Annotated in this window: 21 protein-coding genes; 20 read left to right on the top strand and 1 reads right to left on the bottom strand. The window is 34.5% G+C overall.

The annotated features are described in order from the left end of the window. Positions 1 to 22: 22 nt before the first annotated feature. The gene (locus ACODSB_RS05025) at positions 23 to 1,726 is read right to left on the bottom strand and encodes a BamA/TamA family outer membrane protein (protein WP_488936211.1); all 1,704 of its coding nucleotides are present in this window, start codon (positions 1,724 to 1,726) and stop codon (positions 23 to 25) included. A 183-nt stretch (positions 1,727 to 1,909) separates the two neighbouring features. Here ACODSB_RS05025 and rpsL point away from each other — a divergent pair, with 183 nt between their 5' ends. The 20 genes from rpsL to rplF all read left to right on the top strand — a co-directional run bounded on the left by rpsL (position 1,910) and on the right by rplF (position 13,005). Next, on the top strand, positions 1,910 to 2,293 hold the full coding sequence (gene rpsL, locus ACODSB_RS05020) for a 30S ribosomal protein S12 (RefSeq protein ID WP_007136570.1): 384 nt from the start codon (positions 1,910 to 1,912) through the stop codon (positions 2,291 to 2,293). 23 nt (positions 2,294 to 2,316) lie between these two features. After that, complete coding sequence (rpsG, locus tag ACODSB_RS05015) at positions 2,317 to 2,793, top strand: 30S ribosomal protein S7 (protein ID WP_026727879.1); 477 nt, start codon at positions 2,317 to 2,319, stop codon at positions 2,791 to 2,793. A gap of 10 nt (positions 2,794 to 2,803) precedes the next feature. Continuing rightward, positions 2,804 to 4,960 (top strand): elongation factor G, encoded by a 2,157-nt coding sequence (gene fusA / locus ACODSB_RS05010; protein WP_053470826.1) that lies wholly within the window; start codon positions 2,804 to 2,806, stop codon positions 4,958 to 4,960. A gap of 10 nt (positions 4,961 to 4,970) precedes the next feature. Next, positions 4,971 to 5,276: a 30S ribosomal protein S10 gene (gene rpsJ / locus ACODSB_RS05005; RefSeq protein WP_007803605.1), complete on the top strand. Its 306-nt coding sequence runs from the start codon at positions 4,971 to 4,973 to the stop codon at positions 5,274 to 5,276. Between the two features lie 392 nt (positions 5,277 to 5,668). Further along, positions 5,669 to 6,286: a 50S ribosomal protein L3 gene (gene rplC / locus ACODSB_RS05000; RefSeq protein ID WP_007803612.1), complete on the top strand. Its 618-nt coding sequence runs from the start codon at positions 5,669 to 5,671 to the stop codon at positions 6,284 to 6,286. Further along, the gene (rplD, locus tag ACODSB_RS04995; protein ID WP_053470827.1) at positions 6,286 to 6,915 is read left to right on the top strand and encodes a 50S ribosomal protein L4; all 630 of its coding nucleotides are present in this window, start codon (positions 6,286 to 6,288) and stop codon (positions 6,913 to 6,915) included. The genes rplC and rplD overlap by 1 nt, the downstream gene beginning before the upstream one ends. A gap of 7 nt (positions 6,916 to 6,922) precedes the next feature. Beyond that, on the top strand, positions 6,923 to 7,213 hold the full coding sequence (gene rplW / locus ACODSB_RS04990) for a 50S ribosomal protein L23 (RefSeq protein ID WP_012022489.1): 291 nt from the start codon (positions 6,923 to 6,925) through the stop codon (positions 7,211 to 7,213). 9 nt (positions 7,214 to 7,222) lie between these two features. Next, the gene (gene rplB / locus ACODSB_RS04985) at positions 7,223 to 8,047 is read left to right on the top strand and encodes a 50S ribosomal protein L2 (protein WP_035650459.1); all 825 of its coding nucleotides are present in this window, start codon (positions 7,223 to 7,225) and stop codon (positions 8,045 to 8,047) included. Between the two features lie 6 nt (positions 8,048 to 8,053). Continuing rightward, positions 8,054 to 8,332 carry a 30S ribosomal protein S19 gene (gene rpsS, locus ACODSB_RS04980; RefSeq protein WP_012022488.1) on the top strand — a complete coding sequence of 93 codons (279 nt, stop codon included), beginning with the start codon at positions 8,054 to 8,056 and terminating at the stop codon, positions 8,330 to 8,332. A gap of 6 nt (positions 8,333 to 8,338) precedes the next feature. Then, positions 8,339 to 8,752, top strand: a complete 414-nt coding sequence (rplV, locus tag ACODSB_RS04975; RefSeq protein WP_007803631.1) for a 50S ribosomal protein L22 — start codon at positions 8,339 to 8,341, stop codon at positions 8,750 to 8,752. A 5-nt stretch (positions 8,753 to 8,757) separates the two neighbouring features. Then, positions 8,758 to 9,516: a 30S ribosomal protein S3 gene (gene rpsC / locus ACODSB_RS04970; protein WP_012022487.1), complete on the top strand. Its 759-nt coding sequence runs from the start codon at positions 8,758 to 8,760 to the stop codon at positions 9,514 to 9,516. Positions 9,517 to 9,535: 19 nt separating this feature from the next. Further along, positions 9,536 to 9,961 carry a 50S ribosomal protein L16 gene (gene rplP / locus ACODSB_RS04965; protein WP_017495016.1) on the top strand — a complete coding sequence of 142 codons (426 nt, stop codon included), beginning with the start codon at positions 9,536 to 9,538 and terminating at the stop codon, positions 9,959 to 9,961. 12 nt (positions 9,962 to 9,973) lie between these two features. Then, the gene (gene rpmC / locus ACODSB_RS04960) at positions 9,974 to 10,165 is read left to right on the top strand and encodes a 50S ribosomal protein L29 (protein WP_008464297.1); all 192 of its coding nucleotides are present in this window, start codon (positions 9,974 to 9,976) and stop codon (positions 10,163 to 10,165) included. Positions 10,166 to 10,182: 17 nt separating this feature from the next. Next, positions 10,183 to 10,443, top strand: coding sequence for a 30S ribosomal protein S17 (gene rpsQ, locus ACODSB_RS04955; protein ID WP_007803646.1), 261 nt, complete (start codon positions 10,183 to 10,185; stop codon positions 10,441 to 10,443). A 2-nt stretch (positions 10,444 to 10,445) separates the two neighbouring features. Beyond that, entirely contained in the window at positions 10,446 to 10,814 is a 369-nt protein-coding gene (gene rplN, locus ACODSB_RS04950; protein WP_007803649.1) for a 50S ribosomal protein L14, read from the top strand. Between the two features lie 11 nt (positions 10,815 to 10,825). Continuing rightward, complete coding sequence (gene rplX, locus ACODSB_RS04945; protein WP_053470828.1) at positions 10,826 to 11,140, top strand: 50S ribosomal protein L24; 315 nt, start codon at positions 10,826 to 10,828, stop codon at positions 11,138 to 11,140. A gap of 2 nt (positions 11,141 to 11,142) precedes the next feature. Next, positions 11,143 to 11,694 carry a 50S ribosomal protein L5 gene (rplE, locus tag ACODSB_RS04940; protein WP_017495015.1) on the top strand — a complete coding sequence of 184 codons (552 nt, stop codon included), beginning with the start codon at positions 11,143 to 11,145 and terminating at the stop codon, positions 11,692 to 11,694. Positions 11,695 to 11,697: 3 nt separating this feature from the next. Further along, positions 11,698 to 11,967 carry a 30S ribosomal protein S14 gene (rpsN, locus tag ACODSB_RS04935; protein ID WP_008464305.1) on the top strand — a complete coding sequence of 90 codons (270 nt, stop codon included), beginning with the start codon at positions 11,698 to 11,700 and terminating at the stop codon, positions 11,965 to 11,967. A gap of 78 nt (positions 11,968 to 12,045) precedes the next feature. Then, a complete protein-coding gene (rpsH, locus tag ACODSB_RS04930) occupies positions 12,046 to 12,444 on the top strand; it encodes a 30S ribosomal protein S8 (RefSeq protein WP_029272051.1) in 399 nt (132 codons plus the stop codon). 18 nt (positions 12,445 to 12,462) lie between these two features. Next, on the top strand, positions 12,463 to 13,005 hold the full coding sequence (gene rplF / locus ACODSB_RS04925; RefSeq protein WP_053470829.1) for a 50S ribosomal protein L6: 543 nt from the start codon (positions 12,463 to 12,465) through the stop codon (positions 13,003 to 13,005). Positions 13,006 to 13,007: the final 2 nt, after the last annotated feature.

Below are 13,007 nucleotides of genomic sequence, written 5' to 3'. Positions count from 1 at the left end.
TATTTTTTTTTTTCGTTAAAGGTCAAAATTTAACATTATAACATATGTTTATGATAGTGTTATATAATTGTAATTCCTGTGTTTTGTTTGCTCCGTTTGTGAGATTAATATTTATTAATCCGTTTGGTGTTTGTATTGAGGTTCCAATTCCAATTCCTATTAATTTTTTTATTTTGTTTGGGTCTGTAACGCTTGTCAGGTCTTGGTATATTCCATAATCCAAGATCGAATTAATGTAGAGATTCGAAGAAACAATATATCGGTACTCTGTAAGAATGGAGGCTGTGAAATTTGCCTGGAGACTATTTTCTAAAAAACCTCTTATTGACCTGATTCCCCCAAATCTGAATAATTCGTTTGAAATGTAGTTTTTGCTATGCAGGTAAAAATTTTGTGAATTTATGTTAATATAGTTTTTGTTGTTGAGTTCAAAATTATAACCGGCATTTAAATTTGTGTAAAATTGTTTGCTGGATCCTGCTGTTTCTAAATCATTATTTGTGTTCCTTTTTCCATAGCCAGCTGCTAAGTTTAAAAATGCTTTTTTGGGCATAAGGTAATTGTTGTAGTCTGTTTTTTTATATTCGTAAGTTGATGTGAAATACGAATTGTTAAAATCGCTAATGGTTGAGTTATTTGTGTTTTGGATATCGCTTGATTCTGTAGCTTGATATCCGAGATACACTTTGGAATTGTAATTAATGTAATACCCTAAATCGATAGCTGTTTTTGTGTTTTGAAAAGTACTGTCTTGTTTGAATATGTTTAATTGGGCTTTTATTCCGAGTGATGATTTGAATATATATGGAATTTCGAGTTTGGTGCTGAAAGTCTTTTGTTGGTTTCCATCGCTTTTCCAGTATAATGAAAATTGCTCTCCGGCATGGAGTGTGTTGATTAATTGAACATCAAGATATCCATTAAGCGTTACTTTTTTGTTTTCGTCATTTGAAAATCCAATAAAACCGTCAAAAGTGTTTGCTTTTCTTTTTTCTATGTAAATATAGATTTTAGTAGAGTCATTTGTAAAAAGTATTTCGGGGTATTTTGTTTGGGAAACAAACTCGAAATTATTAATGTCTTCGTAAAGCTGTTTTGTGATTTCCTGATTAAATGTTTTGTTCAGGTATTTTTTATTAAGCTGCTTTAAATGGCCTTTAGGGAAAAAGTTGCCAGAATTACTATTTGCATAATTTAGGATAATTGAATTTACATTGCGTTTTTTTTCGGATTTAAAATTTAAGTTGGCATAAATTGTCAAATTCTTTCTTCGAATATTTTCGAGTTTAATTTTGCTCAGCGCAAAACCTTCTTTTTCGGCTTGGATTATTTTGGTATTTAAATAATTTTCAATTTCAGAATAAGGGAGAATTATGGAATCATTTTGGTTTTTATGAGGGCTAAAAAAATGATTATTTATACCTATATATATATGTATACTTTTTATTCGCTTTTTTAGACTGAAAAGTACGGTATATGTGCTATCGTTTATTTTGTTGTTTTCTAGTGTTTTATTATCTAGAAAGCCTTTTTTTGAAAGTCTACCGGAAGTGTTTTTTATTTCGTCAAATAAAGATTTGATATTGGGATGGGTTATATTATAGTTTAAGGAGTCGATAATTTTATTTTCAACATCATTTGACCCATTTATTTTTAGATAAAAGGTTTGAGTATAGGCGGAAAAGCTTATAAGTAAAAAAAACAATGTATTAAAAAACTGTTTCAAGAGAAAATGTTTTATTTAATTAAAGTGTATGCAAATATCTATTGTTTGTTTGTAAAAACATACTAATAAATAATGTTGTTGAAAATTAATAGATTAACGTTTGTATAGTGAAAATTATTTTATACATTTGCAACCCCGTAAAAAGCGGGAATTTAATAAACATAATAATTTTTAGTATTAATTATGCCAACAATTCAACAATTAGTAAGAACAGGAAGAACTCAGATAACTAAGAAGAGTAAATCGGTTGCTTTAGATTCTTGTCCTCAAAGAAGAGGGGTTTGTACGCGTGTTTACACTACTACACCAAAAAAACCAAACTCAGCAATGCGTAAAGTTGCGCGTGTACGTTTGACAAATGGTAATGAGGTGAATGCTTACATTCCTGGAGAAGGACACAATCTACAAGAGCACTCGATAGTATTAGTTAGAGGCGGAAGGGTAAAAGATTTACCAGGTGTTAGATATCATATCGTTCGTGGAGCGCTTGACACGTCAGGAGTTGCAGGAAGAACGCAAAGAAGATCTAAGTACGGTGCTAAACGCCCAAAAGAAGCAAAAAAGTAATTTAAAACTTTTAAGAAAAAGACATGAGAAAAAGAGCGGCAAAGAAAAGACCACTTTTACCGGATCCAAGGTTTAACGACCAGTTGGTAACACGTTTTGTAAACAACTTAATGTGGGATGGTAAGAAATCTACAGCTTTCAAAGTATTTTATGATGCAATTGATATCATTGAAACTAAAAAGCAAAATGATGAGAAAACTTCATTAGAGATCTGGAAAGATGCTTTAACAAACGTTATGCCTCACGTAGAAGTACGTAGCCGTAGAGTTGGTGGAGCTACATTTCAAATTCCAATGCAGATTCGTCCAGATAGAAAAATTTCTATGGCAATGAAGTGGTTAATACTTTATTCTAGAAGAAGAAACGAAAAATCTATGGCACAACGTTTAGCGTCAGAATGTTTAGCTGCTGCTAAAGAAGAAGGTGCTGCGGTTAAGAAAAGAATGGATACTCACAAAATGGCAGAGGCTAACAAAGCATTCTCTCACTTTAGATTTTAATTCGTAAGAAATGGCTAGAGATTTAAAATATACAAGAAATATCGGAATTGCTGCTCACATTGATGCTGGTAAAACAACAACTACTGAGCGTATTCTTTTTTATACTGGAAAGTCACACAAAATTGGTGAGGTACACGATGGTGCTGCAACAATGGACTGGATGGCGCAAGAGCAGGAAAGAGGTATTACAATTACTTCTGCTGCTACAACTTGTACTTGGAATTTTCCAACAGAGCAAGGTAAAGCACTTCCAGAATCATTGCCTTACCATTTTAATATTATTGATACTCCTGGACACGTTGACTTTACTGTAGAGGTAAACCGTTCTTTACGTGTACTTGATGGTTTGGTTTTCTTATTTAGTGCTGTTGATGGTGTTGAGCCTCAATCAGAAACTAACTGGAGACTTGCTGATCAATATAGAGTTCCTCGTATGGGATTCGTAAATAAAATGGACCGTCAAGGTGCTAACTTTTTAGCTGTATGTGGACAGGTTAAAGATATGTTGAAATCGAATGCGGTTGCAATTACTTTGCCTATTGGTGATGAAGCTGATTTTAAAGGTATTGTTGACTTAGTGAAAAATCAAGCTATTGTATGGCATGATGAAACTCAAGGTGCTACTTTTGATATCGTTGATATCCCAGCGGATATGATTGATGATGTTAAGCATTACCGTTCTATTCTTATCGAAGAGATTGCAACTTATGATGAAAATCTTTTAGATAAATACATGGAAGATGAAAACTCTATTACAGAGGAAGAAATCAACAATGCATTAAGAGCTGCTACTATTGATATGGCTATTATTCCAATGCTTGCTGGTTCATCTTTCAAAAACAAAGGTGTTCAGTTTATGTTGGATGCGGTTTGTAAATATTTACCATCTCCTTTAGATAAAGAAGGTATTGAAGGAATTCATCCTGATGATGCTGATTTATTAGAAGAAGATCAAACGAAAATTTTACGTAAGCCAGATGTTAAAGAGCCGTTTGCTGCTTTGGCATTTAAAATTGCTACCGACCCATTCGTTGGGCGTTTAGCTTTTTTCCGTGCATATTCTGGACGTTTAGATGCAGGTTCTTATGTTTTAAATACTCGTTCTGGTAATAAAGAAAGAATTTCTCGTATTTACCAAATGCACGCTAATAAACAAAATCCAATTGAATTTATTGAAGCTGGAGATATTGGTGCTGCTGTTGGATTTAAAGATATTAAAACAGGAGATACTCTTTGTGATGAAAAGAATCCAATTATCTTGGAATCTATGAAATTCCCTGATCCTGTAATTGGTATTGCTATTGAGCCAAAAACAAAAGCTGATGTTGATAAAATGGGTATGGCTTTAGCTAAATTAGCTGAAGAAGATCCAACATTTACAGTTAGAACTGATGAGGCTTCTGGGCAGACTATTATTTCAGGTATGGGTGAGCTTCACTTAGATATCTTAGTAGATCGTATGAAACGTGAATTTAAAGTTGAAGTAAACCAAGGTGAGCCTCAAGTTGAGTATAAAGAAGCGTTTACAAGATCTGCAACACATAGGGAGACTTACAAGAAACAATCTGGAGGTCGTGGTAAATTCGGTGATATCGTATTTACAATCGAGCCTGCTGATGAAGTTGATGGTAAAGTTCCGGTTGGATTACAATTTATCAATGCTGTAAAAGGTGGTAACGTTCCTAAAGAATATATCCCTGCTGTTGAAAAAGGATTTAGAGAGGCTATGAAAACTGGTCCATTAGCAGGATATGCTGTGGATAGTTTAAAAGTAACTTTAACTGATGGATCTTTTCACCCTGTGGATTCTGATGCATTATCTTTTGAGTTAGCTGCAAGAATGGGTTATAAAGAATCAGGACGTGCTGCTGGAGCTGTTATTCTTGAGCCAATCATGAAAATCGAGGTTATTACTCCAGAAGAAAACATGGGTGATATCGTAGGTGACTTGAACCGTCGTAGAGGTCAGGTTAATGATATGGGTGATAGAAATGGTGCTAAAACTATTAAGGCTGATGTGCCTTTATCAGAAATGTTTGGATATGTAACTACATTAAGAACATTATCTTCTGGTAGAGCTACTTCAACAATGGAGTTTTCTCACTATGCAGAAACGCCTTCTAATATTTCAGAAGAGGTAATCAAAAAAGCAAAAGGTAACGCTTAATTTTAAGAAAATGAGTCAAAAAATCAGAATAAAACTAAAATCTTACGATCACATGTTGGTAGATAAATCTGCAGAAAAGATCGTAAAAACAGTAAAAACTACTGGAGCAGTTGTAACGGGTCCAATTCCGTTACCAACTCACAAAAAACTTTTCACTGTGTTGCGTTCTCCGCACGTTAACAAAAAAGCGAGAGAGCAATTTGAAGTAATGTCATACAAGAGATTGATTGATATTTATTCATCTTCATCTAAAACTATTGATGCTTTAATGAAGCTTGAATTGCCAAGTGGAGTTGAAGTAGAAATAAAAGTATAATTTTTTTTATTATATTTTATATATAAAAGCGAGACAGAAATGTCTCGCTTTTTTGTTTGTATATGGTGTATGATTAATTTATCAAAAGAAATGAATTATTGTGATTTTGTTTAAAATGTATACTGTTTTGTATTGGCGAAGAGGTTTTTTCTTTAGTAGATGAAGTAATTGTTAAGAATAATATATCTGTCAGTTAAGTGGAGAAAAAATATTTTTTACACATATGGCTTATTGCTGATAGTGGGTTTGATCGTTGGATTTTGATTATGAGCGATTTAATTTTTGTAACTGTTTGGTATATTCAATTTTAATGTATACTTTTGCACTCCCTGTTTGGAAATTTCTGTTATTTTCAAATTGAAGGGAATTTTAGTAATTAATAATTAATATTTATGTCTGGGTTAATTGGTAAAAAAATCGGCATGACTAGCATTTTTGATGAAAACGGGAAAAACATTCCTTGTACAGTAATCGAAGCTGGGCCGTGTGTTGTTACCCAAGTCAGAACCAAAGGTGTTGACGGGTACGAAGCGTTGCAACTTGGTTTCGATGACAAAAACGAGAAACATTCCACTAAAGCGGCTTTAGGTCACTTTAAAAAAGCTGGAACTGTTGCTAAGAAAAAAGTCGTTGAATTTCAAGATTTTGCAACTGAACAAAAATTAGGAGATCTTATCGATGTTTCTATTTTTGCTGAAGGAGAATTTGTAGATGTACAAGGTGTATCTAAAGGTAAAGGTTTTCAAGGGGTTGTTAAACGTCACGGATTTGGTGGTGTTGGACAAGCAACTCACGGTCAACACAACCGTTTAAGAGCGCCAGGTTCTGTGGGAGCTTCTTCATATCCATCTAGAGTATTCAAAGGAATGCGTATGGCTGGAAGAATGGGAGGAGACAATGTAAAAGTTCAAAACCTTAGAGTTTTAAAAGTAGTTGCTGAAAAGAACCTGCTTGTTATTAAAGGATGTGTTCCTGGACATAAAAACTCTTATGTAATCATTCAGAAGTAATGGAAGTAAAAGTATTAGATTTCAACGGAAAAGATACTGGAAGAAAAGTTCAACTTTCTGATTCAGTATTCGCAATTGAACCAAACAATCACGCTGTATACCTTGATGTTAAGCAATATCTTGCTAATCAAAGACAAGGAACTCACAAAGCTAAAGAAAGAGCTGAAGTGACAGGAAGTACACGTAAGATTAAAAAACAAAAAGGAACTGGTACAGCTCGTGCGGGAAGTATCAAAAATCCATTGTTTAAAGGTGGTGGAACAATTTTCGGACCAAGACCAAGAAGTTATTCATTCAAATTGAATAAAGGTTTAAAAAGATTGGCAAGAAAATCTGCTTTCTCAATCAAAGCAAAAGAATCAAATATTATCGTTGTTGAAGACTTTAATTTTGATGCGCCAAACACTAAAAATTTCATTAACGTTTTGAAAGCTTTAGGGTTAGAAAATAAAAAATCTCTATTTGTGTTGGGAGAGTCAAATAAAAATGTATATTTGTCGTCACGCAATTTAAAGGCTTCTAATGTCGTAACTAGCTCAGAATTAAGCACTTACGCTATTTTAAACACTAATAATTTAGTGCTTTTAGAAGGTTCTTTGGAGTTAATCGAAGAAAATTTAAGCAAATAATAGGAGTATGAGTATCATAATTAGACCTATAGTAACAGAAAAAGTAACCAAAGAAAGTGAAGTTCTAAACCGCTTCGGATTCGTTGTTGACAAAAAAGCTAACAAAGTTCAAATTAAGAAAGCTGTTGAGGCTGCTTATGGAGTAACTATCGTTTCAGTTAACACAATGAATGTGAGACCAGATAGATCTACTAAATACACTAAAAGTGGTTTAATCAGTGGAAAGACAAATGCAATTAAAAAGGCAATTGTTCAAGTACAAGAAGGAGAAACAATTGATTTTTACAACAATATCTAAGATAGAAAAATGTCAGTAAGAAAATTAAAACCTATTACCCCAGGTCAGCGATTTAGAGTTGTGAATGGTTATGACGCCATTACAACTGATAAGCCGGAACGCTCTTTGATAGCGCCGATAAAAAACTCTGGAGGTAGAAATAGTCAAGGAAAGATGACCATGCGTTATACGGGTGGTGGTCACAAGCAGAGATATCGTATTATTGATTTCAAAAGAACTAAAGATGGAATTCCAGCTACAGTGAAATCAATCGAATACGATCCAAATCGTACTGCATTTATCGCTTTATTAGCTTATGCTGATGGAGAGAAAACTTATGTAATTGCTCAAAACGGATTGAAAGTTGGTCAGAAATTAGTTTCTGGTCCAGAATCTCAACCTGAAATTGGTAATACATTACCTTTAAGCAGAATTCCTCTTGGAACTGTTATATCTTGTATTGAGTTACGTCCAGGACAAGGAGCGGTTATTGCTCGTTCAGCTGGAACTTTTGCTCAGTTAATGGCAAGAGACGGGAAATACGCAACAATTAAAATGCCATCTGGTGAAACAAGATTAATCTTGTTGACTTGTTCGGCTACAATTGGAGCTGTTTCTAATTCTGACCACCAATTAGTTGTATCTGGAAAAGCAGGTAGAACAAGATGGTTAGGAAGAAGACCTAGAACTAGACCAGTAGCGATGAACCCAGTTGATCACCCTATGGGAGGTGGTGAAGGACGTTCTTCTGGAGGGCACCCACGTTCAAGAAACGGATTGCCAGCTAAAGGTTACAGAACTCGTTCTAAGAAAAACCCGAGTAACAAGTATATCGTAGAACGTAGAAAGAAATAATAAGATATGGCACGTTCATTAAAAAAAGGACCTTTCGTTCATTATAAATTAGACAAGAAAGTTCAGGAAAACGTAGAAAGTGGTAAAAATAGTGTAGTAAAGACTTGGTCTAGAGCTTCTATGATTACTCCGGATTTCGTTGGACAAACTATCGCAGTTCATAACGGTCGTCAATTTGTACCAGTTTACGTAACAGAAAACATGGTAGGTCACAAATTAGGAGAGTTTTCACCAACTAGATCTTTTAGAGGTCATGCTGGAGCAAAAAATAAAGGTAAAAAATAAGAAGCAATGGGAGTTCGTAAAAGAGAAACAGCAGATGCGAGAAAAGAGGCTAATAAGTCTATTGCTTTCGCAAAATTGAATAACTGCCCTACTTCACCTAGAAAAATGCGCTTAGTAGCGGACTTGGTAAGAGGTCAGAAGGTAGAAAGAGCACTTAACATTTTAAGATTCAGTTCTAAAGAAGCTTCAAGAAAATTAGAAAAACTATTATTATCTGCAATCAACAACTGGGAGCAAAAAAATAGTGAAGGTAATTTAGAAGAAGCTGGATTATTTGTTAAAGAGATCAGAGTAGATGGTGGAATGATGTTGAAAAGACTTCGTCCAGCTCCACAAGGTCGTGCACACAGAATAAGAAAACGTTCTAACCACGTTACAATCGTGCTTGGAGCTATCAATAACACACAAAGCAATTCTTAAGCAGCATGGGACAAAAGACAAATCCAATTGGAAATAGACTTGGTATCATCAGAGGGTGGGACTCAAACTGGTATGGTGGAAATGATTACGGTGATAAACTTGCCGAAGATCACAAAATCAGAAAGTATATCCACGCTCGTTTATCAAAAGCTAGTGTATCAAAAGTAATCATCGAGAGAACTTTGAAACTTGTAACCGTTACTATCACTACTGCTAGACCTGGTATCATTATCGGAAAAGGCGGACAAGAGGTAGACAAGTTAAAAGAAGAACTTAAGAAAGTTACTGACAAAGAGGTTCAAATTAACATCTTTGAAATTAAAAGACCTGAGTTAGATGCTTATCTTGTGGCGACAAGCATCGCTCGTCAAATCGAAAGCCGTATCTCTTACAGACGTGCAATTAAGATGGCTATTGCAGCTTCTATGCGTATGAATGCAGAAGGTATTAAAGTTTTGATTTCTGGTCGTTTGAATGGTGCTGAAATGGCACGTTCAGAAGGTTTCAAAGAAGGTAGAATTCCTCTATCAACTTTCAGAGCTGATATTGATTATGCTTTGGCTGAAGCTCACACTACTTACGGTAGAATGGGTATCAAAGTATGGATCATGAAAGGTGAAGTTTATGGAAAGAGAGATCTTTCTCCACTTGCTGGAATGGATAAAAAACAATCTGGTACTGGTGGTGGTAAAGGTGGAGATGCCCCTAGAGGTAAATCTAACTTTAATAAAGGTGGAAAACCAGACGCTCGTAAAAGAAAGTAAATTTTTAAACTAAAGAAAAATGTTACAGCCTAAAAGAACAAAATACCGTAAGGTACAAAAAGGTAAAATGAAAGGTAACTCTCAAAGAGGGCATGAACTTTCAAATGGAATGTTTGGTATTAAATCTGTACATGAAGATGGAATGTTCTTAACTTCTCGTCAAATCGAAGCTGCACGTATCGCTGCAACTCGTTACATGAAGAGAGAGGGACAATTATGGATTAAAATATTTCCAGACAAACCTATCACTAAGAAACCTCTTGAAGTACGTATGGGTAAAGGTAAAGGAGCAGTTGAGTATTGGGCTGCTGTTGTTAAACCAGGAAGAATTATGTTTGAAGTTGGAGGAGTTCCATTATCAGTTGCAAAAGAGGCTTTACGTCTTGCAGCTCAGAAACTTCCAGTAAAAACTAAATTCGTCGTTGCTAGAGATTTCGAAGCATAATTTATATTTATTATGAAACAATCAGAAATAAAAGATCTTTCTGCAGCGGAGTTGCAAGAAAAGCTTAGTCAAACTAAGAAAGTATATGCTGACCTAAAAATGGCTCACGCTATATCTCCAATTGCTAACCCACTTCAAATTAGAAGCGTTAGAAGAACAGTTGCAAGATTGGCTACAGAGTTAACTAAAAGAGAGTTACAATAATTGTATTCTGCTGAAAGATGGAAGAAAAAAGAAATTTAAGAAAAGAAAGAATAGGTGTTGTTACTTCAAATAAAATGGATAAATCTATTGTTATTGCTGAAGTAAGAAAAGTAAAACACCCATTATACGGTAAGTTCGTGTTGAAAACTAAGAAATATGTTGCACACGACGAAACAAACGACTGTAACATTGGAGATACTGTAAGAATTAGCGAAACGCGTCCTTTAAGTAAAACAAAATGTTGGAGATTAGTTGAAATCTTAGAAAGAGCTAAATAATTATGGTACAACAGGAATCAAGACTAAAAGTAGCAGATAACACGGGAGCAAAAGAAGTTTTAACTATCCGTGTTTTAGGAGGTACCAAAAGAAGGTATGCCTCTGTTGGTGACAAGATTGTAGTATCTATTAAAGATGCAACTCCAAACGGTAACGTGAAAAAAGGAGCTGTTTCAACTGCAGTTGTTGTACGTACCAAAAAAGAAGTGAGAAGAGCTGATGGTTCTTATATCCGTTTCGATGACAATGCATGTGTTCTTTTGAATGCTGCAGGGGAAATGAGAGGAACTCGTGTTTTTGGTCCGGTAGCAAGAGAACTTCGTGAAAAACAATTCATGAAAATTGTATCATTAGCACCAGAAGTGCTTTAATTCGTTTTAAGATGATAAAGCTAAAAATAAAATCAGGAGATATCGTAAGAGTTATTGCTGGAGACCATAAAGGTGCTGAAGGTAAAGTTTTACGTGTTTACCGTGAGAAAAATAAAGCGATAGTTGAAGGTGTAAACCTGGTTTCAAAACATACAAAACCAAGTGCTAAAAACCCTCAAGGTGGTATCGTTAAGAAAGAGGCTTCTATTCAAATTTCTAACATTTCTCTAATTGATCCTAAAACTAAGGAAACAACTAGAGTAGGTATTAGAGTAGAAGGAGATAAGAAAGTAAGATTTTCAAAAAAATCTAATCAAGTACTATAGTAATGGCATATACACCTAGACTAAAAGAAGAATATAAGAGTAGAGTAATCTCTGCTCTTAAAGAAGAGTTCGGATATACAAACGTTATGCAAGTTCCAAAACTTGAAAAAATCGTTTTGAGCCGTGGAGTTGGTGCAGCTGTATCTGATAAAAAACTAATTGACTATGCAGTTGATGAGTTAACAAAGATCACTGGACAAAAAGCAGTATCTACAATTTCAAAGAAAGACGTTGCGTCATTCAAATTGAGAAAAGGGATGCCTATTGGAGCAAAAGTTACTTTACGTGGTGAAAGAATGTATGAGTTTTTAGATAGACTTATTACTTCTGCTTTACCGCGCGTTAGAGATTTTAGTGGTATCAAAGCTACTGGTTTCGACGGAAGAGGTAACTACAATCTTGGAGTTTTGGAGCAAATCATTTTCCCGGAAATTGATATTGACAAAGTAAACAAAATCTCAGGAATGGATATTACATTTGTTACTACTGCAAAAACAGACAAGGAAGCAAAGTCATTATTGGCTGAATTAGGATTACCTTTTAAAAAGAATTAAGATATGGCTAAAGAATCAATGAAAGCCCGTGAGGTGAAAAGAGAAAAAACGGTAGCTAAGTATGCTGAAAAGAGAAAAGCTTTATTAGAAGCTGGAGACTATGAAGGTTTACAAAGATTACCAAAAAACGCTTCACCTGTTCGTTTGCACAACCGTTGTAAATTGACTGGAAGACCAAGAGGTTATATCCGTCAATTCGGTATTTCACGTGTAACTTTCCGTGAAATGGCTAACAATGGATTAATTCCAGGTGTTAAAAAAGCCAGCTGGTAATTTAAAAAAGTTTATAAATTGATTAAAGGTTCAGGAGGCAGAGTGCTTCCTGAAAACCATAATCGCAATCAAATACATATGTATACAGATCCTATTGCAGATTATTTGACTAGAGTTCGTAACGCTGTGGCTGCAAACCACAAAGTTGTTGAAATTCCAGCTTCTAATCTTAAAAAAGAAATAACTAAGATCTTATTTGATCAAGGTTATATCTTAAGTTACAAATTTGAAACGAACACTGTTCAAGGTTCTATCAAAATTGCTTTAAAGTACGATAAAGATACTAAAGAGCCTGTAATTAAAGATATCCAAAGAATTAGTAAACCAGGTTTACGTAAGTACGCTGGTGCTGCCAAATTACCAAGAATCCTTAACGGATTAGGAATTGCTATTGTTTCTACTTCAAAAGGTCTTATGACTGGAAAACAAGCGAAACAATTAAATGTAGGTGGTGAAGTAATTTGTTACGTATACTAATTTTAAACACTAGATAAGATGTCAAGAATAGGTAAAAGCCCAATTGTAATCCCTGCTGGTGTAACTGTAGAAGTTAAAGACGGTATTATTACAGTAAAAGGAAAAAAAGGTCAATTAGTTCAGGAGTTTTCGGACGTTAATGTAACTGTTGAAGGCGATCAAGTTTTAGTTGAAAGATCGTCTGATCATAAAGACCACAGAGCAAAACACGGATTATTCAGATCTTTGATCAATAATATGATTGTGGGTGTTTCTGAAGGTTTCACAAAAGAACTAGAATTAGTTGGAGTTGGTTATAGAGCTTCAAACCAAGGTCAAAAATTAGATTTAGCTCTTGGATATTCTCACAATATTGTTTTAGAAATTGCTCCAGAAGTATCTTTAGAAACAATATCTGAAAAAGGTAAGAACCCAATCGTAAAATTAACATCATTTGATAAACAACTTTTAGGACAGGTTGCTGCGAAAATCAGAGGTTTCCGTAAGCCTGAGCCATACAAAGGAAAAGGTGTTAAATTTGTGGGTGAAGTATTAAGAAGAAAAGCAGGTAAATCAGCTTAAAA

The organism is Flavobacterium sp. FG68 (assembly GCF_057808895.1).
This window is presented reverse-complemented; position numbering and strand designations above follow the sequence as displayed.